Genomic DNA, 21,590 nt, shown 5'->3' with positions numbered 1-21,590 from the left:
AGGTTCGACATGGGTATGAGTGAAACACACAGGGTGATGAACCCTGGTGGGTCCGGACGAGGGGAAAACGTTGAAACTGCGAACCACACGCGTGTTTACCGGATCGATGCTGACTGCCGCTGCACTGACTGCCGCACTGCTCTCCGGGGGGACTGCACAGGCCGATCCCGCATATCCGGCACCGGACCCGGACCCGTTCTACTCGCAAGCAGCTGCCGAGGGGACCGCCGGCACGCCGATCTCCGTGCGCCGGGCCCCTGACCTGATGACCTTTCCCGGCGTCGCGATCTGGCAGGTCAGTTACAGGTCCACGAACTCAGAGAACAAGCCTATTGCCGCGGTCAGCACGATCCTGGTCCCGCCGAATCAAGCACAAGACGGCCCGTTGCTCTCGTATCAGCACATCGTCAATGCACTCGGTACGGGATGTGCGCCATCTCGCGCGCTTTACGCATCGGATCCCAACATCGTCATCCGTGAAGCGCCCATCCTCAACGTCGCGCTGCAACGTGGATGGACCATTGCCCTTCCCGACCATCTCGGACCCAACAGTGCGTACGGCGCCGCGCGCCTGGGCGGACAGATCACGCTCGACGGTATCCGCGCCGTTCAGAAAGTCCCCGAATTGCGTAGTGGCGCCAGCCCTGTAGGTATTGCCGGCTACTCCGGCGGCGGCATGGCCACCGCGTGGGCGGCCGCACTGGCCCCGAGCTACGCACCCGAGGTCAACCTTGTCGGTGTAGCCGAGGGCGGCGTCCCGATGAATCTGTCCAAGATGGCAAACGGCCTCGGACAGGATCCGCACCCGGCATTCGGCCTCGCCTTCGCCGCAGCAATGGGCCTCGAACGCGAGTATCCCGACCTACTGCCGCTGAGCAACCAACTCAACGACCTCGGACGGTCGATGCGGGCCGAACTCACCAACGCGTGCACCAACGACATCCTCAGGGTCGGTGCCGGGCGCAGTGCCTCTCAGGTGTCGACGTCGACATCCTTGCTGTCCAGCCCTGAAGTGCGAAAGGTGATGGACGACAACAGCGTCGAACTCTATCCCGGTGTGCCGACTGCCCCGGTGTTCGAATGGCACACGCCCGACGACGTTCTGATCCCCATCGATTCGGTGGTCAACACGATTTCGCGGTACTGCGCCGCCGGAGCCACGATTCAATCCCAACTGTTCCCCAGCCCGGACCACCTCACCACTGCGGTCCTCGGTCTGCCCACCGCATTCGAGTACCTACAGGACCGATTCGACGGAGTGCCGGCCCCGCGTTCGTGCTGAATGTCTCCGGAGTGACGTATCGAGCAGGCGCGGCACATGGCCAACTCGGTGTGCCCGTGGCATCGTTGATCGTATGAGCGACACGGATGACACCGGCGCGGCCGGCAATGGCGATTACAGTCTCGATCCCGACGACCAGCTTCAACCTGAAGACACTCTGATCGATCGAGGCGTCGACGACATTCTCGACGAGGGAATCTCACCACCGGAACGCCCACTGGGACTTGATGCCCACGGGTTGACCGGCAGCGAGGAATCAGCGGGGGAGACCCTCGACGAGCGCCTGACCGAAGAAGAACCCGATCCGTACGCGTCGCTCGGAGATCCTTTGAAGGATCCCGCCGATGCCGACGAATTCGAACGGGAAGAAGAATTCCCGAACGGTGACGAAGTGGGTAACCGTCGGGTCGGGCGTCTCGTTGCCGAAGACGAGGGCAGATACGAGGACGAGGAAAGTGAACTCATTGCCGGAGACGTCGGAATCGACGGCGGCGCAGCGTCGGCAGAGGAAGCCGCGATGCATCTGATCGACGATTCAGAGGACTGAACGACCGCCTGACTGTTGTGGCTGTTGTAGCTGTTGATCGGTGAGAACGATGGAGTGGACGTGATTTCCACCCATTCTCTTGCTTTCGTACATCGCCGAATCGGCGAGGCGATGTAGATCGTGAACGCCACTTTCTGCTGCTTGTACGTCCGGCCAGGCGCCGTTGTGGATGGCTATGCCGATGCTGGTCGTCGAGATTGGTTCGCCTGTAGGGGAGTTCATGATGGGCGCGATTCGGGCCAGTAGATCGCCGACGTACGGCAACGGCATCATCTGAACGACGACGAACTCGTCACCGCCGATGCGCGCTATCGCCGCGTCCGATCTGGCCCAGTCGTGTAGTCGATAGGCCGTGCGCAGTATGACTCGGTCGCCGACGTCGTGACCGTAGGTGTCGTTGAAGTGTTTGAAATTGTCGATGTCGATCACCACCACCAGCAAAGACTGGTCGAGGCTGGATTTCGCTTGCAGTAGTTCGGAAGTCCGCCGTGCGAGTCCGCGCCGATTCAGCAGGTCCGTCAACGGATCGAGTTCTGAGCTTTGAGCGTCGTTGCTCAGGAGCGCCAGAGCAATCTGCGTGACCACCGGTATGACAGTGATGACAGGAATGGCAAAGGCAATGCGCCCCAGGACGTCTGGAAGGCCAGAAGGTACATCGGTGAACACGCCGATGCTGGCAACAACGATGACCGCCCCGGAAAACAGCAGGTGCCACAGCTGAGTTCGAAGATTGTGAAAGAAGGCTATGTACGAGCCGACGAGCCCGAAGACGAGACATCCGAGCAATCTCTGATCCGGATTCGCCTCAGCCAGCACGATCACCGCAACGGCGAAGTCCCCGGCAACGACGAAGAAATACGACCTTTCACGGGTGGTCGCTACGACAGGCAGGGCAATTCCGCCGATCATCACAAGCACTGCGACGACGACGTCCAACGGAAATCCGATGGTCTGTACCGAATGAGTGCCCAGTCGCTTCAGCAGAATCGTGATACCCAGGAGGAAAACCAATACGCCGATGCCTATCCGAGTCGGCATCAGAATTCCGTTGTCGCGCAAGAATCGCGTGAATCGGTCAAACTGGTCTGGCACTGCGAGCCAGCGATGCACGACCTTGGGTGTGTCGCTCATCGCGGCCACTGACCATGAGAAGCGGCCGGTCGAATACAACACATGCGGCGATAGTAGTCCGTGGCGATGACAATGGAACTGAACTCGCCTCCAGCCTGTCAACCGTAATACGTCACAGTGACGAATTGAGGTGGGGTAGCCGGAAGTCGGTGAGACGTTTTTATCGACATCAATCAACATCAGAGCACTTATTGGTCGTTCCTGACGTCCAGGTCGCGCGGCGTAGCCGCAGTCGCCGGCGAGGCCAGGCGGTGATCGGTAGCAATTCAGCCGGCGATCGCGGAGTCGCAATGGTCGAGTCGTGCAAGCCTGTCGCAGATCTCGGACGGAAACGCAGGAAAGCCGGCAAATGTACCGGCAGACAGACATGGGTGGGCGGAAACAAAGAAGGTTGCACGAACCAGGCGTGAACCGGATATCGCCAGGTCGAGAATTTGCCGATAATCTACATTATGTCAAGTAATGGATATTCGAACGTCCCCCGTCAGCTTGTCCGCTAGCTTTACCCAGATGGATTCCGTTGCACTCGTCCTCGGTTCACCACGTGGCCGTCGCTTCTGTGCGAACGTCGGTTACGCATGCCGCGCCGGCGCACGCACATCCGGTGGACACTGGCCTCAATCGCCGGAAGATGCGCTCCAAGTTCTCGGCGCTGTTGATATCCGGGCAATCGGCGAGATGTCCGAACTCGAGATTCTGCACTGTCTTGCGTATGCCGTAGATTGCGCACGCTACTGGCAGCCGCCCGACGAGGAAGATCTGATCTTCGTCCGCCCTGAGGTGATCGCGGCATTGCGCCCGATCGCTCAAGCCCTTCTCGACTCGTCACACACCGCCTGGTGGGCCGAGCCTGCTGACCTTCTGAACCAGAATCTGGTTGAAAAGCGAAACCCTATTTACGGCTGGTCGGACCTACCCTTGCGGATTTACCGCACAGAAGACGGCCTCGAACAGTGGCGCGCTGAGGCACTCGACTACGAACGCCGGTTTCTGGAATACCAGATCGAAGATCCGGACCGTCACATCGGAGGCGAATGGTGGTCTATCCCTTTTGCCAACGGCACAACCGAAACAACCAGGGCCCGCGACGGTATCGGGGCCCTCGGGGTGTTTCTCGAAGAAGACAGCTCCTCGAACGAGGCGCGGGTGCAGCCGGTAAGGATCTACGGCGCGCCCCGGATCTACGAGATCACCGGTCCGCAGGACTGGGCGAATCTGGTCGATACCTATCCCCTGCCTGTGCCCGCTTCACGTCGCTCCGTGTGGTACGACACGACCGGTGAATACCGTGACTGGTTCATTCCGGACTGGGTTTCGGTCGCTGCAGATTACGACGCCGTGCACCTGACCATGATGGCTTATCTGACCACGCCAGGTGTCGCGATCCCGTTGTCGGCCAACGCGGGGGCCAGCGTGCTCGCCGGGTGGGATCCGGACGCCACCTTCTGGCTACGTAGCAACAACATCACCGTTGACGACGACCCGACGGGCTGACGTTCGGCTACACCGAGTTGAGCAGGTGCGGCCGCACTGCCAGCCACCGCGCGGTGTCCTCGATCCCCTGTTCCAGGGTGAATGTCGGAACCCACCCGAGTAGTCGCAACGCACGATCGTTCGACGCGTAAGCGCCGGCAGTGTCACCGGCGCGTCGGCCGGCAGCGACCACGTCGATATCTTCACCGAGCACGTTCTCGAATGTGTGTACCAGCTCCCACACCGTCGTCCCCCGCCCGCTGCCCAGATTGACCACAGTCATGCGTGATGATTCAGCGGTGACCCGGTCGAACCTTTCCAGCGCTCGAACATGAGCGTCTGCAAGGTCCCAGACATGAACGTAATCACGCACTCCGGATCCGTCGCGCGTCGGCCAATCCGTTCCCGTAACCTTGAAAGGCGTTCCTGTCGAATATGATTCGAACAGCTTTCCGAGTGCGTGGGTCGGGCGTGCCGACGCTGTACCACTTCGCAGCTCCGGATCTGCCCCGACCGGATTGAAGTAGCGTAGAGATATCGCCGATAATTCAGTGGCCGCCGCAATGTCGTCGAGCATCGTTTCGAACTGAGCCTTGCTGTGCGCATAGGGACTCTGCGGTGCGATCCCCCAATGTTCGTCGACACACCCACCGTCGCTCGGCGCATACACCGCCGCAGAGGAACTGAACAAGAAGCGCTCACACCCGTTCCGAAGGACACTCGATACCAGCGTCAGCGACTTGGATACGTTGTTCTCGTAGTACCGCGCCGGGCTACTCACGGAATCTCCGACTACGATCAAGGCCGCGCAGTGAACTGTCGCATCGATATCGGAATGATCTGCGAATACCTTGTCGAGCAGTTTCTCGTCCGCGATGTCGCCGCAATAGAACGGGAATCTGTGCGCAAATTCGGCGCGGCCGGTCAGCAGGTTGTCGAGAATCACGACATCGATCCCGGCGTCGACGCACTTCGACGCGACGGTGCTTCCGATGAATCCCGCTCCGCCCGTGATCAGTACTTTCACGCCGCTCCCCCGGCATCTTCGACGGCAGTCTTCGCACGACGGACGAAGTGGGACACGCGTGAGCGGGCCAAGTCCCATCCACGTAGGTCGCGCCCGTCCCGGATGGAAAGCCGATCACGGTCGAGAAAGAGCGGCACCATGACCAGATCGCGGTAGAGCGAGTGCAGGCGTGGGCGATCCGCCAACCACAGCGTCCATCGCCACCACCAACGCGCCGAGATGGTCGTCATTCCGGTACTGACGCCGAAGATCGATTCCACCGCCGCCCAGTGGACGTTCACCGCCCGACGGACATCGCGTGGCAACTGGCGTCTGGAGAGCGTCACAGCGAGTTCCGGTTCGGAAGTGAGCAGGCACCCCACGTCGAAGACACTGTTCAACGACAAATCGGCTCGAATCAAGGCCCGATCGGCAAGCCGCGCGTGAGCGATGACGTGCAGCGTCACGTCGGCCATCGCAAGGCGGGATTCTTCCGCCTCCGCGCTGATTCCTCGGACTGCGGCCTCCCGGGTCAGCGCGTGACGGGCGAACCTCGGAAGTAAGTGCGAATGGATTTCGACGGAGCCATGACGGTCGTCGCGAAGGAGTGCCGGTTCCTGATGATCGTCGTGATCGATGGAGTCGGAGTCCACTTCGTCAGGGCGGACCATTCGGTAGCCGAAATCGAGGATCGCGTCGTTGGCCGGAACGGCATGTGCAGGGTCGACGACCAAAAGGTCGATGTCCGTCATCCGTCGAGCTGCCGGGTTCGGCCAGATTTTTCGCTCGAGAAGGGCGGCGCCCTTCAGTGCAACCGTCGGAAATCCGTTGCTGTGTAACAACTCTTGCAGTTCCACTCGCTGCGCGTCGAGGTCCGAGATCCTTATGGTGTTTCGGTGATGGACAAGGCTCAGCGTCAATTCCGGACTCGATGCGGTGGCCGAGGATTCCGACAGCATTTCCGCGAAGCTCGCAGGTAGGACCGATGCGAAGCCGGCCTCGACCGCTCGGGAGGCGAGCAGCGGCAATACCTTGTGCCTTACAGCGGCGTCGATGACTCTGGGCCAATCCTGCTGCGAACACAAGCGGATGACGTCGGCCCCACACTCGGGTTTCAACATGGAAATCAGGTACCGGGTGTCACGCATGACGCCACCAGTTCCTCCACGGTGTCGGCGCCGGTATCGCCGTGATGTCGAATCAGTCTGTAGCACGGGGCATTCGAGAGTAGAGCAGCGATGTTTCTCAGGGTCAATCCGTGGTTGTCGGACCACAGTGCGGATTGCTCGGCTAGCGACTGTATCGCTTGGGGTACGGGCATCGGAGCGAGTCGAGTCGGCCCCTCGTCCCATCCATCGAGGATCAGCACCAGATCGATTCCGCGAACCGCCGAGCTGACGTTTCGTTCAGCAGGCAAGGTTGACGGGTCCAACGCCCACACCGGCGGGGCGTACGGAAGATACAGCGAATCGTGCGCTTTGATCTCCGGGAGGACGTCGAACGTACCGGCTTTGAGGTGGACCCGCCGTGGTAAGCCCACAGCTTCGGTACCACGAATGAAGACGCCTTCGTCAGCACGCAGTTGTGCACCCCGTAAGGCAAGGGCGAGCGCCAAGGTGGTCTTGCCCGCCCCGGAATGCCCGGCGATCGCCACTCTCACACCGTTGCAGTCGACCAGAGCGGCGTGCAGGCGTGTCCAATGTCGGGCGTGCGCGGCCGTCATGACATCCCGGTGCACCGTGCGGTACACGCTCTCCGCGAGCTGGAGACCGTCGAGACCGATCAGCGTTTCACGGCTGCCGCCGATGGTCGATTCGATGGTGACGTCCCAGCGACCGAATGTGGCTCGATTCCGCTGAATCCGAACTTCGACGTTGTTGTCCGCAGGCCACGGGCTGGCAATCCGATGCTCGACGACACCGACCTCGGGTATGCGGAAACCGCGCACAATCGCGTCAACCCAAAGGTAGTGCGCCCGGAATTGCGGTACGTGGTTGCCTGTCACGGAATTCTCACACCAGCAGACGAGAGGTGCTCAGCCGTCCGTACGTCTCGTTGACTACCGACTTCGCCTCGTCGTCAGGGATCTCGAGCACTTCTGCCACGGCCTGGACAATTTCGCTGACGGTCCGGCCGTCACACAGTTCCCACACCAACGTCGCGACCGGGTTGAGGTGATGGGCAACCTCGCTGGAGCTGTCGTACAGCACAACACCGTCGGTGAGATCGTTGCTCTCCACCGTCTGAGAGCGTTGCGGTCTCACACCTTCGAGTAGTTCGGTCAAGATATCTCCTTGATTCAGCGAATCCGATTTCGTCTTGGTGGTGGTCTCACAGTGCGAAGCGTCGTGAGTATTCGGATTCGATTGCGCCCGAACGAATCAGGCTGCGTGTGGAGGCGATGCCGGGCGACAGCGTCAGGCACGTGAGCGCTCCCCCGGCACTCGCATCCACCAGGTAGTCGCCCAGAGTTCGGTAGTGACCCGCCCATTGTCCGAATGCTTCGGGATCTGACTCCGGATCCGCAATCTCGTCGAGAATTCGCTCGAAGGCGCGTGAATGTACGAGAACGGCGTGGACTCCACGGTTCTCAGGACTGGTGCGCAAGAGTGCCGAACCGTCGAGCAGAGCTCCGTCCCTCGATTTCGGGTCGTGTCCGAGGTGGACGACGTCCCAATCGCCGTGATCCAACTCTTCGCGGGCATGGCCAAGGATCGATGCGGCGGCATCCAGCAAACTGACGTCGTCAGCAGCGATGAGGACCGAATCCCAGCCCTTCTCAGTCGCCCGAGCGAGCGCACGACGCCACGAGACGGCAAAGGCCGCGTCCTGATTCATCACGTCCTCGAAAGCCGACACTCTTTCCACCGCTGTTACGCGCGGTAAGCGAATGAATCTATGCCAGGACGCTTTCCATCTGTCGATGTCGAGATCGAGATTCACGACGGCAACACCGAGGTCCGACTCAGAATCCTCGACAACGGGGTTGGGTTCTCCCCCTACTCGGACAGGCGACAGTGGGCGATCGAGCACAACGTCGACTGCGCCTCGCTCGAGCAGATAAGCCGCCAGTGAGAAGTCGGACGGCACGGGTCCGTTGATCCTTCGTGAGAGTTCGTCTCGCAAAGTTCCGTATGTCGCCGCGCGAACAATCAGTGCAGCTCCGACCAGATCTTCGCCGTGTGCGTGGATGACAGCCGTATCGGCCTCGGCCGGGAGGTCGTCGACGATGTTCCGTAGCTTGTACATAACCGCGGGTTCGATCACGCGCGCCTCGTCCAGAAAAACCACCGACTTCCAGCCCAGCAGAATTGCCTTGTCGAGTCCGGCGACGAACGCAGAGGCCGTCCTCCACCCATCCGGACCGTCGTCCTCCGCCGGAATGGCACGGTGAACGGTCAGTTCGATCGACTCGGCCTCCGCCAGGCATGAACGCCACGGAGCGACTCGGCCGTCGTCGCTGAGAACGACCACCCCACCGAAGACCAACTCGGGTCGCTGGACGCTCAGCTCGGCACGGCGACGAATCTCGGGATACGAATCACCGAGGTACCTGGAGAACTGACGATGGAGTGAGTCGAGATCCCATCCGACCTCACTCCAACCGAGCAGGTAATTGTGAACACGATCTTCCCAGTTTATTCGATACGGGACACCGGCCGGGCGCTCGAATCGATGGTGCCAACCAAATGTCGGAAGGCAGACGACCTTTCCGCCGTTGATCCGGAACTTCTCGTGGATGTATCCCTCTTCACCGCCGAATCCGGTGAAGTGCGAGTTCAATCCCGGCCATGCCTCACGCCTGCAGGCAAATGAGCCGAGGCCCTGCATGACGATCTCGAAAGGCACGTCCGGGTGTTGCTTCGCTCGCGGATCAACTCCCCACGAGCCGAACATCCCGTTGCGCCACTTGGGGTCCATGTGGGTGGCCGCGATGTGCGAGGAATCCTGGGAGAGCATCGGTCCCTGGATCAGATCGTCGGTTTCCGGGTCCGCATCGAAATACGCCAGCAACGCCGACAACGATCCCGGTGCCAAGATCACGTGAGAGTCGAGGACAAGGACATACTTTCCGGTGGCCTTGCGGAACAGGACGTCCCGCACCGCAGTCGATCGAACGTCGGTGAACGGGATGTAGCGGAACCGATCGATGTAACCGGCAAACGATTCGAGCATCGGCGCCGGCAACCCCTCTGGGTTGTTGTCCAACAAGACGAATTCGACTCTGTCCAGAACCTCGCGATGATGGACCAAGATCGAGTGGATCGTGAAGTACGCGCCGTCGAAATCGTCGTAGGTCGCGATCGCGACAGTCAGATCGGCCGGTTCTCCGTGTGGCGGAGTCTCCTTCACCTGAACTGACCCCGCGCTCTGAAACTTCTTCAGAGCGCGGTGTAGCGCGACGTCGAACTCTGTCATCGTCGGTGTTCCCCCTCGGAACCAGTCGCGTCGTGTCGGCTACGTAGGTTCCGTGGGATTTGTCGGCTGGGTCGGAGGGGTCGGGAAGGTCGGCTCGGTGCGAGTGGTCGGCACCGTCGGTACGGTTGGCACAGTCGGGACGGTCGGCTCCGTCGGCGCTGTCGGCCCGGTGGGTTTGGCGGTCGTCGTTCCACCCGAACCTGACGAGCTACCGGTTGATCCGGAACCTGTGGAACTTCCGGACGGTCCCGAACTCCCGGAACTACCCGAACTTCCTGACGATCCCGAACTTCCCGATGATCCGGGATTGCCCGGCTCGTTTCCGCCCGGCTGATTCCCTCCCGGAGTATTACCACCGGGTTGATTCCCGCCTGGTTGCTCGCCGCCTGGTTGATTCGGATTCTGCTGGCCACGACTTGGCGCTCCGGAAAGATTCGGCGTGTCACCGGCTGCGAAGGCCGGCGCCGCACCACCGAGGCTGATCGACGTCACGACTGGCACAGTTACCGCCGAGGCCGCTAGAACTGTCTTGACGAACTTGCGTCGATCAACTGGAACATTCTGAAAAGCGTCGCCGCCCATAGCGTTTCTCCCATGCGTCCGAGACGAGGTCGTCCTCACTCGATGTCAGGCAAAACGCTAGCATCCTTCTGGCAACTTTACAGACTGAACGCGCCGATATTTGACGGTTATGCGAATTTGAGTCCGGACTGGGCCGACTGTTCGGACAAACGTACGGCGATCTCCTCCTGTTCAGGGGACTCGTTTGTCCCGGTCGACAACCGTCAACCGACCGGCATCTCCCACGGCGCCACCGGAAGAGTGCTTCCGGTCTCGAGGTAGGACTTCAGATTCGACAGCACCGCCGACCATCCGCCGGCCACCTCCATGCGAGCCGATTCGTCCGCCAAATCGGTGTGCTTGACGGTCAGTCGCACGATCGCGCCGAAGGCTTCGATGTCGAAACTCACCCGCGAGATGTCGACGCCCGGTTCTCCGTTCGGATCAGCCCAGGTGGTGACCAACCTCGACGGAGGGTTGCTCTCGACTACGGTGCCGACTACATCCGCGATGTTCGAACCGTCGATCCGGCGGTGCTCCCACGTCGATCCCGGCTGCCAGTCGGAGACGTTGCTGTGTCCCCAATACTCTGCGGTGGCCTGTGCGTCGGTGAGCGCTTTCCAGACGTTGTCCGCCGTGCTCGCAATGTAGGTGACGTACACAAAACTGGGCTTGTCGGTCATGGCTTCCTCCGCGATTTTTTTGACGGTACTGAGCGCACGAAGGCGCGGTACCTCGAACTTGTTGATCCATCGCTCTCGAATCTCCTCGAGCGCAACGGGATTGAGATAGTGAAGCTTTGCCCTCCCCTGTCGGACCGTGCTGATCAGATTGGCGTCCTCGAGCATGGTGAGGTGTTGAGTGACAGCTTGCCGACTCATGTCGAGGCTGTCGCACAGCTCGCCGAGCGACTGACCGTTGGCTACGAACAAGCGGTCCAGGAGAAGCCTTCGTGTGGGATCGGCCAGTGCTCTGAAGGCTGCATTCATCCGGTCGTTCACAACTTCACAATATGCAAGCATTTACTTGCATGTCAACGGTTGGGCGTGCCGGGTTTCGAAAGTTGGGACGGATGAGGTGTGATGTCTCTAGGCAGATGTGATCTGAATCCCGGATTACACCGTAAGAGAGGTTGGGCACATGGACTGGGCAGCAATTGGAGTGGGTGTCGGGTATGCCTCGGTGGCCCTGTCGATCCTGGTTTTCGTCGGCGGGTGCATCGCACTGTTCATCTTGTCCGTCCGCCAGTAGCTGACACCTCGACAAAGTGGTGATCACCCCGGGGTCCGGCCAAGCCGATCACCTCGGGAGTGATCACCCTCGAGGCCGCTTGATCGATTCGGACACACCGGCGCGCGTCGGACTGCTCGCAGAGAAGCTCGGCCGCGGTGGGACTACCGTAGGACTGTCGCCTAGAACTCGAGGAGTACGGAATGAGCATCCAGTCGGTTGAACCGCACCGCCACCGCGTAGTGGTGATCGGTTCCGGCTTCGGAGGATTGTTCGGCACTCAGGCTCTCAAAAAAGCCGATGCCGACATCACGATGATCGCGCGTACAACCCACCATCTGTTTCAGCCGCTCCTCTATCAGGTTGCGACCGGCATCCTCTCGGTCGGTGACATCGCTCCCGCCACGAGACTGGTGCTGCGCAAGCAGAAGAACGCACAGGTACTGCTCGGTGAGGTCGAGACCATTGATCTCGAGAATCAGACCGTGACCTCGCGCCTGCTCGAACGCGTCACTGTTACGCCGTTCGACAGTCTGATCGTGGCAGCCGGTGCCGGTCAGTCGTACTTCGGCAACGACCAGTTCGCGGAGTTCGCCCCCGGAATGAAAACGATCGACGACGCCCTCGAACTGCGCGGACGAATCCTTGGGGCCTTCGAACAGGCCGAACTGTCGGACGATCCCGCCGAGCGTGCGCGCTTGCTCACCTTCGTCGTTGTCGGCGCCGGCCCCACCGGCGTGGAGTTGGCCGGGCAGATCGCCGAGCTTTCCCGTCGAACGCTGGACGGCGCGTTCCGCAAGATCGATCCTCGTGAAGCGCGCGTCGTGCTCCTCGACGGCGCCCCTGCCGTGTTGCCCGTGTACGGCGGGAAGCTCAGCCGCAAGGCTGCCGAGACGCTCGAGAAGCTCGGCGTCGAGATCCAGCTCGACGCGATGGTCACCGACGTGGACAACGACGGTCTGATCATCAAGGAGAAGGACGGCACGCTTCGCCGTATCGAGTCGCAGTGCAAGGTGTGGTCCGCCGGCGTGCAGGCCAGCCCTCTCGGCAAGCAGCTCGCAGAACAGAGCGGCGGAGAAACCGACCGCGCCGGCCGCGTCATGGTCAATCCCGACTTGTCTCTGCCCGGGCACCCCAACGTCTTTGTCATCGGCGACATGATGTCGCTCGACAAGCTGCCCGGATTGGCTCAGGTTGCCATGCAGGGTGGCAAGTACGCGGCCAAGCAGATCAAAGCGTCACTGGACGGCAAGTCCCCGTCGGAACGAGTTCCGTTCAAGTACTTCGACAAGGGCAGTATGGCAACGATCTCGCGCTTCAGCGCGGTAGCCAAGGTGGGCAAGCTCGAGATCAGCGGCTTCATCGGGTGGGTTGCCTGGCTGGCAATTCACCTCCTCTACCTCGTCGGATTCCGTTCCCGTGCCTCGACGCTGTTGTCATGGGCGGTGACGTTCTTCGGGCGTGGCCGTGCTCAGATGGCGTCCACCGAGCAGCAGGTCTTCGCGCGAAACGCGATGGGCGAATTGGAGAAGAAAAACAAGGAAGCGACGGAGTCCGGCAGCGCTTCGAATGGCGAAGCCAAGAAGGCTGCCGGCAAGCAGCAGAAGGCCGCCGGCTGATCAACACCTGAGTGACCGGCGGAGGGCGGCTGTGGAGTTCAACTCCGCAGCCGCCCTCCGTCATTCGATCGACTGCCGCGTGGTCAGTTTCCGATCTTCGCCACCTCGGTGATGTTCGCGAGGCGAACCTGTCCCTTGGAAACGAGTCGGTCGTTCTCGTCGGTGATGCGAACTTCCCAGAGTTGCTGGGTGCGTCCGCGATGAATCGGGGTGGCTTCAGCGGTGAGAGTGCCCTCCCGCGTTGCGCGCAGGAAGTCGGTGTTGTTGTTGACTCCGACCACGTGTCCTCGCTCACCCAGCCACACGGTGCCACCGACGCTGGCGAGTGACTCCACGACCGAGCAGTACACACCCCCGTGCTGAATCCCGGCGGGCTGGTGCAGCGTGGGCTTGACGGTCCATTGCGCCCGCACGCGATCTGGGCTCAGTTCGGTGTATTCCAGGCCGATGGTGGCGTCGAAGCCCGTTCCGAGCCGTTTCATCATCTCTGCGGTCTCAGCAGTGTCGACCATGCCATCTCCATCTGTGATTCTCTGGCGCCGGTGTGGCTGCCACTCCCTACCTGATTACACGAGAGGTAACTCGAGCTTGGAATCAGGTCTGGAAAAAGAACCGGCGGGTTTCACATCATTCGATGTGAAACCCGCCGTGGGAAGGACCGGGAGTCTCTGCAGCCCTCAGGACTCCGGCGCGGTCCGGCAGTTTCGTCACTCTCGCGGGGTGTAGCTCTCCGCGCGTTGTTCCACAATCATAGGCAAGGCTGACCTAATTTAGCAAGCCCTTCGTCGAACTGGTTCCAACGAGGACGCAGCGAGACCTTGCGGCGTGCACGCACGGGCAGTCCGGCGGCGACAAAAGCGTCCAGCAGCCCCTGCCCGCGGCGCTGAGCGGCTGATTCGCCCCCGCCGGCCAAGATGGGGACATATGCCGCTGCACCCAGGATCGACTCCCCTACCAAGCCCCAGAATCTGAACTGGTCGACGGGCGCACACCTGGAGACGGCGTCGTAGATCGCCCGTAGCGAGGTCAGGCAACGGTGCGCGGTCCAGACGAGGAGCGCTTCTTCGCACGGCATGTCGACGACGCCGTCACTGCCGGACTCCCGTCCGTTCGGGGCAACTCGCAGAGTTTCGTCGATCACCCCGGCCCAGTCGATACCGCCGTCGCTGTCCATGTGGATGAACAGGTTCTCGAGGCCTGGATCCCAAGCGGCACCTTCGGAGACGATCGATGCGGCAACCCTGCCGACCACAGCGTGAATCAGTGATGTTGCGACCTGTATCGCCGCAGCTTCGGCACTGTCGAGATCCTGGAGCGAGCGGGCGAACATCTGATGCACCCGATCCCCGCACAAGCCTTCACTCAACTGCCACCAACGCCGTTTGCCTTCACCTGACATGGCGGCAACCGCGTAGACGCGCGGGTAGTCAGGGTTGAGTGCTCGTAGGCGAACGCTGGTGCGGCTCAATGCGTTCGACCGGAGTTCGAATTCACGAACATCCGCATGCTGGGTGGTCAAGGTGATTGTCACCGTGCACTCCAATCGGCCGAAGTTGTCTTGTGGTTCTTAATGTAGGTTAGCCTCACCATAATTCAAGAGTAAAGAACTGTGACGCTGGGCACCGCATATTCACAGGAACTTGCCCCGCAGGGAGCACACCCACATAGGGTTCCGTAACCTAAGATGCGAATTCCCTGCGCACCAAGACCAGGAGCTCGAACCGCCAGTGACGATGATCAAACCGCTCGGGAACGGACATCCCCGAGGACCCAGCGAGACGTACGGACGGCGCATAGTGCCGCGCGGCCCGGCTCCTGTCCGAATGCGTGTTCTAGCTGGGATTTTCGACGCGGGGGTGTTCCTGCTTCCGTTGCTCGTCGGCTGGTACGTCGTTCAGTCGCTCCGAGACGAGAACGGTGGCGGCGAAGCCGACCGCGCAGTATTCGGTGGGACGGCAATAGCCATTGCCGTTGGTCTCCTCGTGTGGAACCTGGGATTCCGCGAAGGTGCCACAGGCCGGACCTCGGGAAAGGGATGGGTAGGTCTGGTCACGCGTGACGCGAAGACAAAGCAGCCCATCGGTGTTCGCCGGGCTCTGCGCAGGCCGTTCGATCGAACCGGTATCGAGGTGGTCCGTGAAAGCACGGCGCGCGAAGAAGGGTTCGAGGAACTCGCGCGCGACAACAACGTCGGGGCAACTCGTCGACGCCGGCTGATCGGTCTCGCGGTGCTCACGGTTCTTCTCGCGCTCGTCATGCTCGCGAGCATCGCGGTGGGCGCACGTCCGCTGACGTTTGCCGAGATCTTCCACGCCATCTTCAGTTCGGACGGCACCCAGACGGACATCATCGTGCGAACGTTGCGCGCTCCGCGGACCATCCTGGGTCTTGTCGTCGGCATCGCACTCGGTATCGCCGGCGCCCTGATTCAGGGACACACGCGTAACCCGTTGGCAGATGCCGGACTACTCGGCCTCAACGCCGGCGCGGCTTTCTTCGTAGTCATGGCGATCTATCTCTTCGGTTTCACCGCCCCGAGTCAGTACCTCTGGTTCGCGTTTGCAGGATCGTTCGTCGCCAGCATCGTCGTCTTCGGCTTGTCCTCCATCGGAAACGGCGGCGCAAGCCCTCTGAGTCTGGCTCTGGCGGGAGCAGCCGTCGCGTTCTTCCTGCAAGCCATGACCAATGCCGTGATCATCCTCGACCAGACCAGTCTGGACGCCTACCGTTTCTGGGTAGTCGGGTCGGTGTCCGGTCGCGGGTTCGACGTTCTCTGGCAGGTCCTCCCCTTCCTGATACTCGGATTGGTCATCGCCCTGGCGAGTACGCCTGGTCTCAATGTCCTCAGCCTGGGTGAAGACGTCGCAAAAGCTTTGGGAACGAACATCGCGTTCAGTCGCACACTCGGCATCATCGCGATCACCCTGCTGACCGGCGCCGCGACCGCAGCATGTGGACCTATCGCGTTCATCGGATTGGTGGTCCCCCACGTGGCCCGGGCCATCACCGGACCCGACTACCGCTGGCTGGTCCCGTACGCGGGCTTGCTCGGTGCGGTCATGCTGATCACCGCGGACATCATCGGTCGCGTAGTCGTGCGCCCCGGCGAGTTGCAGGTCGGAATCATCCTGGCCCTCTTCGGCGCCCCGTTCTTCATCGCTCTCGTACGCCGCAGAAAGTTGGCAAGTCTGTGACGCTCAAGCAAGAACTCCGGGTACTCCCCCGGACCGTCCCCTCACGTAAGTCGATTCGTATCGGTGGATTCTCGCTGGTCTACCGCCCACTCGCGGTGTCGGTGAGCATTGCCCTCGCAGTTGCGCTGTTCCTTCTGCTCTGCATCAACATCGGACGCGGCGACTATCCGATCGCGATCCCCGATGTCATTTCCGTCCTGCTCGGTAATGGAAGCAAGACACAGAACCTGATCGTCTTCGACCTCCGACTTCCTCGATCGCTCACCGCACTCTTCATCGGTATGGCACTCGGCATTGCCGGTGCGGTCACCCAGACGATCGCTCGCAACGCCCTCGCCAGCCCCGACATCCTCGGAATCACGGCTGGATCGAGTGCTGCCGCGGTTGCTCTCATCGTACTCGGCGGGGGTGGCTCGTTCGTGGGACTGCTTGCCACACTGGGGATTCCGTTGGCTGCACTGTGTGGCGGTCTGCTGACAGCTGTGGTGATCTACGCCCTCGCATGGCGAAAAGGCGTCGAGGGGTTCCGCCTCATCCTGATCGGCATCGGCATCAACGCCATGCTCGTGGCAGCGACGGGATGGCTTCTCATCTCGGCGGACATCAACGATGCTTCCCGCGCACAGGTGTGGCTCAACGGTTCGCTCAACGGTGCCACCTGGAATCAGATGTGGCCGGTAGCCATCGCTGTCGCGGTAGTCGGCGGCTACGCGGTGATCGCTTCGTTCACCATGGGAGCGCTGCGGTTGGGCGACGACAACGCCACCTCTCTCGGTGTTCGCTTGCAATCATCGCAGGCCAAACTGTTGCTCTCCGCCGTGGCGCTGGCCGCCATCGCAACCGCCGCAGCAGGTCCGGTCGGCTTTGTCGCCCTGGCTGCGCCACAGGTCGCCATGCGTCTGGTGCGCTCTGCCGGCCCGCCCATCGTGGCGTCCGCGCTGACCGGTGCTGTACTGGTGGTCGGCAGCGACGTCATCGCTCGAACAATTCTGCCTGTGGAACTCCCCGTCGGAATCGTGACTTCCGCACTTGGTGGTCCGTTCCTGCTCTACCTGTTGGTTCGTAACAATCGGAAGGTCACAGCATGACCACCATCGCCCAGTCCACCGATACTCCTTCGCGTCTCGTCGCCAAGAACCTGACGCTCGGGTACGGGGACCGCATCATCGTCGACGGACTCGATCTCGAGATCCCTACCGGCGTGATCACGACGGTCATCGGCCCCAACGGTTGCGGCAAGTCGACGCTCCTGCGTGCGCTCGGTCGTCTGCTCAAGCCCAAGGGCGGATCGGTCGTCCTGGACGGCAAGGCGATCAGTTCGATGAAGACCAAGGAAGTCGCACGGGTGCTCGGAATGCTCCCCCAGACTCCGGTTGCGCCCGAAGGACTCACGGTCGCCGATCTGGTCTCACGTGGGCGCCACCCGCACCAGTCGTGGATCAGGCAGTGGTCCGCGGACGACGAGGGCGAGGTCGCCGAAGCGCTGGAGCTGACCGGTGTCTCGGATCTCGCCGATCGACCCGTCGATCAATTGTCCGGCGGTCAGCGCCAGCGGGCCTGGATCTCGATGGCTCTCGCCCAGGGAACCGACATTCTGCTTCTCGACGAACCGACTACCTATCTGGACCTCGCGCACTCGATGGAAGTCCTCGACCTGGTGGATCAACTCCACGAGGAAATGGGGCGCACCGTGGTGATGGTTCTGCACGACCTCAATCTCGCGGTCAGATACAGCGATCATCTGATCGTGATGCGCGACGGCGCCGTCGTCGCTTCTGGTGTCCCCAAGGACATCATTTCCGCGGAACTTCTGCTCGAGGTGTTCGGTCTCGAAGCTGCGGTCATCGACGATCCCGTCTCGGATCGGCCGCTGATCGTTCCGATCGGAACCCGGCACGTGTTCGGCGCCGTCGGCGGGCCGGCAAAGCCTGCGTGACGATCGCGAATCAGCGACCCAGAATCGTCCGAACAAGTTTGAATCCCTGACCGATCGTCACGGTTGGCAGGTACGCCCGTCCGACCGCGTTCCCGATGCTCGGCAACGCGGCTGGATCGGCGAAGGTCATGTGCATCGGCACGTACCGAGGCTGGAACTTCGATTTGAAGGCCAACAGCGAACGAAATCCGTACACCGGTTCCAGGGTGCGACCGAGTAGGTCGAGCACGCTGTCCATCATCGCCGAGAAAGTCGTGGCCTCCGGTTCGTTCGCATTCCTCTCGGAGTCACCGGCGATTGTTGCCAACGGTGCACCGGACAGACTGAGGAACTCGACGCCCTCCTCCTCCAATTTCAGTGCAGCGGAGGCGATGAGGAACTCCATCGCGGGACGGAATCCTTCGGAGCGTCGCCTCATGAAGTCGAGTGTCCACCCGACGACTTTGCCGTCGCGGTACACCGGTAGCCACGACGTGACACCGTGCACGGTGCGATCCTCGTCGACGGCGATCAGGCACCGCACTTGTTCGTCGTCGACCTCGTCGAGTCCGCCGAGGGTGAATCCCATCTCGGGCATCCCCTTGTCCGCCACCCATTCCTCCGAGATCGCAACTATCTGATCCTTGATCGCGAGAGGTGCATGAGGGAAGGAAATCCACTCGGCCGTGATCCCGGACTTCTTCGCCCGGTTCAGTGCTGTTCGCACATCCTGGAACCGCTTTCCTGTGAACGCGACCTGTCCGAGGTCGAGCACGGTTTCCTCGGCGACCTGCAGGCCGCTCCAGCCCATGGAATCAGTGATGCTTCGGGCGTCGTCGGTCACTGAATAGAAGCAGGGAATCCAACCGTTCGACGAAGCGAACTCGGCAAACTCCTCGATCGCCGTGCGCATGCGATCTGGAGGACCGACCGGATCACCGGTTGTGAGAGCAACACCGGCGATGACGCGATACGCGACGTAACTCGAACCGTCCGCGCTGAACCAGTATGTGTTTCCCTTCCACGTCGTCATCCAGGACAACGGGCTGCCGGTACCGGCGATCAACATGGATCGCGCTCGTTCGGCGGCTTTGGGATCGGCGGTCTTGACCGGCTTGAGGAAACTCACGAACACCAACACGGCGGCGACGCCCCAGAACACGACGCCGGTCCACTCGAAGAGCAACGTCGACTCGATGTCCACGGGAAGCAGACGCGGATCGATCAACTGCAGGTACACGGGCGGTACAAGGCGCTGAGGGAAGTCCGCGAGCAACATCGTTACGGTGGGCTCGCGATCGAACCCGTGCCTGGCGAGCATTCCGCCGCCGACGTAGATCACGGCGAGGACCGCGAGCAAGGTCACGATCGCAGCACCGAGACGTCGGTATGTCTTGGCCGGGGCCGCGACGTCGAAGTATCGACGTGTCGCGATCAGCAGGATCAGTACGAAGAGCGGTGTCAGGAACGGCACCAGAGTTCGGTACACGTTCGGATCGCTGATTCCGTAGAACAAGCTGTCACTGTCGACGGCGTCGACGAACCTGATGACGAAGTTCCCGATCGAGAGGACGAGTAGGACGACCTGAGCACACACTGTCGCAATCCAGGCGAATCTGCGGCCACGACGGAGCCCGTCACTCAACACGAGAACGAAGATCGACGGCATCAGCGAGAGCAGAGTCGGGCCGATACCGGAGAGTCTGAGCTCGAGGAGTCCTCGTCGGCAGTCCGGATCCGACGACGACTCCTCGCACAGTTCTCGAACCTCGGCGACAGTCCAGGGAACTCCGCGGAAGAGGTCACGGAGGACCGCGAGTGGGCCGACCGCCTGCGGGGACAATGCGGCGATCATCGGGCCGATCGCACTCGCCGCGACGACGATGGCGACCAGGACGCGACCCTCTCGCTGTGTCCCGGCGATGCGCTCACCGCGCGCCGATCGTCCGACGATCCACTGACCGATCACCAAACCCACCACAGCGGCAAAGAATCGGATGACGTCTTGCAGCTGACCACTGAACAAGGCCAAAGTGATCGTCAACGCCAAAGTTCCGACGCGAATGCGACGGCGCCACAGGGTGCCCATGTTCGAGCTGGCGGCCATCGCAGCGCCGACGATCCATGCACTGGCTCCGACCGCGGAGCCCACGTGGAGGCGGAATCCCCAACTGGAATCGAACACCTTCGCAAACGACGCCCAGCCGAGCCCGAGCAGGACTCCCAAGATTTGAGTGCTTGCGCCGGCGATCGCAAGCTTGATCGTTCCCATTCGGCGTTCGAGGGGTGCGGCGACTGCGATCAGGAGCACGGTCGCGCCGAGGTACCCGAGCAGGTTTCCTGCCCACAGCACGGACGTGAGCGGAGTCCAGATGCGGCCGTGCTGGATCGAGCCCATTCCGGCACCGATCGTGTGCTCGAGATCGCGGGACGGTCCGTGAACGAGGCTGCCGGTTGCGGCACCCACGATCCACATGGTGAGAAGTAGAACGACCGTCAACGGTGCGTCGCGAATGCCGAAACGGATGATGCCGACAGCTTTCTGCGTGACTACCCGCGCCCGTGATGTCGATTCTTCGGTGCCCGGCGAACTGTCGATCGTCATCTACGTGCGGCTACTTTCTGCGGATCGACTGTTGGCTTGCAATTATCGGGCATCGTCATTGTCGGGACTTTCGTCGTCTCACACCACCGTAACCGTCACGCAGATCACTATGGCCAATACCACACCCCCACCGAGGTGGTTACTACTACCAGTAGTACGTATTTCGTCGTGGAAGTCCGTAGAATCGAAGAATGGCAGGTCTAGGTGAACTCGAACGCGCGGTGATGGATCATTTGTGGTCCACATCGGAACCGCAAACTGTGCGACAGGTGCATGAAGCACTCGCGACGCATCGCGAATTGGCGTACACGACGGTAATGACCGTTCTGCAGCGCCTGGCGAAGAAGCATCTGGTGATTCAGCAGCGTGACGATCGCGCACATCGCTATCTTCCCGTCAACAAGCGCGAAGAACTGGTTGCGAGTCTGATGGTCGACGCTCTGGCCCAGGCTCCGGAGTCCGGCGGTCGCGCCGCGGCGCTCGTCCACTTCGTGGGACAGGTGAATGCTGACGAAGCCGATGCTCTCCGCGAGGCGCTCGCTGCCCTCGAGGTGCGCGAGTCCGCGAAAAAGGCTGCGCAGCCCGGAATTTCTAGGCCGAACTGATTT

Annotated in this window: 19 protein-coding genes; 9 read left to right on the top strand and 10 right to left on the bottom strand. The window is 61.5% G+C overall.

Features of this window, described 5'->3' with window-relative positions:
• The first annotated feature begins 76 nt into the window (after window positions 1-76).
• Complete coding sequence (locus tag P0M12_RS27320) at window positions 77-1,282, top strand: lipase (RefSeq protein WP_030536368.1); 1,206 nt, start codon at window positions 77-79, stop codon at window positions 1,280-1,282.
• A gap of 73 nt (window positions 1,283-1,355) precedes the next feature.
• Window positions 1,356-1,829, top strand: coding sequence for a DUF5709 domain-containing protein (locus P0M12_RS27315; protein ID WP_064114329.1), 474 nt, complete (start codon window positions 1,356-1,358; stop codon window positions 1,827-1,829).
• On the opposite strand, the gene P0M12_RS27310 is transcribed toward P0M12_RS27315, so the two are convergent.
• Window positions 1,818-2,867, bottom strand: a complete 1,050-nt coding sequence (locus tag P0M12_RS27310) for a GGDEF domain-containing protein (protein WP_230793231.1) — start codon at window positions 2,865-2,867, stop codon at window positions 1,818-1,820. The genes P0M12_RS27315 and P0M12_RS27310 overlap by 12 nt on opposite strands.
• 603 nt (window positions 2,868-3,470) lie before the next feature.
• Between P0M12_RS27310 and P0M12_RS27305 the strand changes: the two genes are divergently transcribed.
• The gene (locus P0M12_RS27305; protein WP_277377116.1) at window positions 3,471-4,454 is read left to right on the top strand and encodes a hypothetical protein; all 984 of its coding nucleotides are present in this window, start codon (window positions 3,471-3,473) and stop codon (window positions 4,452-4,454) included.
• Window positions 4,455-4,461: 7 nt separating this feature from the next.
• Here P0M12_RS27305 and galE read toward each other — a convergent pair whose 3' ends face one another.
• The 5 genes from galE to P0M12_RS27280 are packed head-to-tail and all read right to left on the bottom strand — an operon-like array spanning window position 4,462 to window position 9,858.
• A complete protein-coding gene (gene galE, locus P0M12_RS27300; protein WP_277377115.1) occupies window positions 4,462-5,460 on the bottom strand; it encodes a UDP-glucose 4-epimerase GalE in 999 nt (332 codons plus the stop codon).
• A complete protein-coding gene (locus P0M12_RS27295) occupies window positions 5,457-6,587 on the bottom strand; it encodes a nucleotidyltransferase family protein (RefSeq protein WP_277377114.1) in 1,131 nt (376 codons plus the stop codon). The genes galE and P0M12_RS27295 overlap by 4 nt, the downstream gene beginning before the upstream one ends.
• The gene (locus P0M12_RS27290) at window positions 6,566-7,444 is read right to left on the bottom strand and encodes a hypothetical protein (RefSeq protein WP_277377113.1); all 879 of its coding nucleotides are present in this window, start codon (window positions 7,442-7,444) and stop codon (window positions 6,566-6,568) included. Before P0M12_RS27290 ends, P0M12_RS27295 begins: the two co-directional genes overlap by 22 nt.
• Before the next feature lie 7 nt (window positions 7,445-7,451).
• The gene (locus tag P0M12_RS27285; protein ID WP_042919772.1) at window positions 7,452-7,724 is read right to left on the bottom strand and encodes a PqqD family protein; all 273 of its coding nucleotides are present in this window, start codon (window positions 7,722-7,724) and stop codon (window positions 7,452-7,454) included.
• 46 nt (window positions 7,725-7,770) lie between these two features.
• A complete protein-coding gene (locus P0M12_RS27280) occupies window positions 7,771-9,858 on the bottom strand; it encodes a glycosyltransferase (protein ID WP_277377112.1) in 2,088 nt (695 codons plus the stop codon).
• 52 nt (window positions 9,859-9,910) lie between these two features.
• Here P0M12_RS27280 and P0M12_RS27275 point away from each other — a divergent pair, with 52 nt between their 5' ends.
• Window positions 9,911-10,192, top strand: coding sequence for a hypothetical protein (locus tag P0M12_RS27275; protein ID WP_042450929.1), 282 nt, complete (start codon window positions 9,911-9,913; stop codon window positions 10,190-10,192).
• A gap of 451 nt (window positions 10,193-10,643) precedes the next feature.
• On the opposite strand, the gene P0M12_RS27270 is transcribed toward P0M12_RS27275, so the two are convergent.
• Window positions 10,644-11,441 carry a metalloregulator ArsR/SmtB family transcription factor gene (locus P0M12_RS27270; protein ID WP_082900995.1) on the bottom strand — a complete coding sequence of 266 codons (798 nt, stop codon included), beginning with the start codon at window positions 11,439-11,441 and terminating at the stop codon, window positions 10,644-10,646.
• Window positions 11,442-11,852: 411 nt separating this feature from the next.
• Between P0M12_RS27270 and P0M12_RS27265 the strand changes: the two genes are divergently transcribed.
• Window positions 11,853-13,268 carry an NAD(P)/FAD-dependent oxidoreductase gene (locus P0M12_RS27265; RefSeq protein ID WP_003944885.1) on the top strand — a complete coding sequence of 472 codons (1,416 nt, stop codon included), beginning with the start codon at window positions 11,853-11,855 and terminating at the stop codon, window positions 13,266-13,268.
• An 83-nt stretch (window positions 13,269-13,351) separates the two neighbouring features.
• Here P0M12_RS27265 and P0M12_RS27260 read toward each other — a convergent pair whose 3' ends face one another.
• Both P0M12_RS27260 and P0M12_RS27255 read right to left on the bottom strand, forming a co-directional pair.
• Window positions 13,352-13,780: a PaaI family thioesterase gene (locus tag P0M12_RS27260; protein ID WP_003945020.1), complete on the bottom strand. Its 429-nt coding sequence runs from the start codon at window positions 13,778-13,780 to the stop codon at window positions 13,352-13,354.
• A gap of 236 nt (window positions 13,781-14,016) precedes the next feature.
• Window positions 14,017-14,799 carry a hypothetical protein gene (locus tag P0M12_RS27255; protein ID WP_003944809.1) on the bottom strand — a complete coding sequence of 261 codons (783 nt, stop codon included), beginning with the start codon at window positions 14,797-14,799 and terminating at the stop codon, window positions 14,017-14,019.
• Between the two features lie 202 nt (window positions 14,800-15,001).
• Between P0M12_RS27255 and P0M12_RS27250 the strand changes: the two genes are divergently transcribed.
• The 3 genes from P0M12_RS27250 to P0M12_RS27240 are packed head-to-tail and all read left to right on the top strand — an operon-like array spanning window position 15,002 to window position 18,398.
• Complete coding sequence (locus tag P0M12_RS27250) at window positions 15,002-16,462, top strand: iron ABC transporter permease (RefSeq protein WP_277377937.1); 1,461 nt, start codon at window positions 15,002-15,004, stop codon at window positions 16,460-16,462.
• Entirely contained in the window at window positions 16,459-17,550 is a 1,092-nt protein-coding gene (locus tag P0M12_RS27245; protein WP_050656948.1) for an iron chelate uptake ABC transporter family permease subunit, read from the top strand. The genes P0M12_RS27250 and P0M12_RS27245 overlap by 4 nt, the downstream gene beginning before the upstream one ends.
• Window positions 17,547-18,398, top strand: coding sequence for an ABC transporter ATP-binding protein (locus tag P0M12_RS27240; protein ID WP_003945031.1), 852 nt, complete (start codon window positions 17,547-17,549; stop codon window positions 18,396-18,398). Before P0M12_RS27245 ends, P0M12_RS27240 begins: the two co-directional genes overlap by 4 nt.
• A 10-nt stretch (window positions 18,399-18,408) precedes the next feature.
• On the opposite strand, the gene P0M12_RS27235 is transcribed toward P0M12_RS27240, so the two are convergent.
• Window positions 18,409-20,982, bottom strand: coding sequence for a phosphatidylglycerol lysyltransferase domain-containing protein (locus P0M12_RS27235; RefSeq protein ID WP_058038790.1), 2,574 nt, complete (start codon window positions 20,980-20,982; stop codon window positions 18,409-18,411).
• A gap of 191 nt (window positions 20,983-21,173) precedes the next feature.
• On the opposite strand from P0M12_RS27235, the gene P0M12_RS27230 reads away from it, so the two are divergent.
• The gene (locus P0M12_RS27230) at window positions 21,174-21,587 is read left to right on the top strand and encodes a BlaI/MecI/CopY family transcriptional regulator (protein WP_003944876.1); all 414 of its coding nucleotides are present in this window, start codon (window positions 21,174-21,176) and stop codon (window positions 21,585-21,587) included.
• Window positions 21,588-21,590: the final 3 nt, after the last annotated feature.

The sequence above is a fragment of the Rhodococcus sp. RCBS9 genome, from assembly GCF_029457415.1.
Taxonomy (GTDB): Bacteria; Actinomycetota; Actinomycetes; order Mycobacteriales; family Mycobacteriaceae; genus Rhodococcus_F; species Rhodococcus_F qingshengii.
The sequence above is the reverse complement of the archived record's forward strand: the minus strand, read 5'-3'. Positions and strand labels throughout refer to the sequence as shown.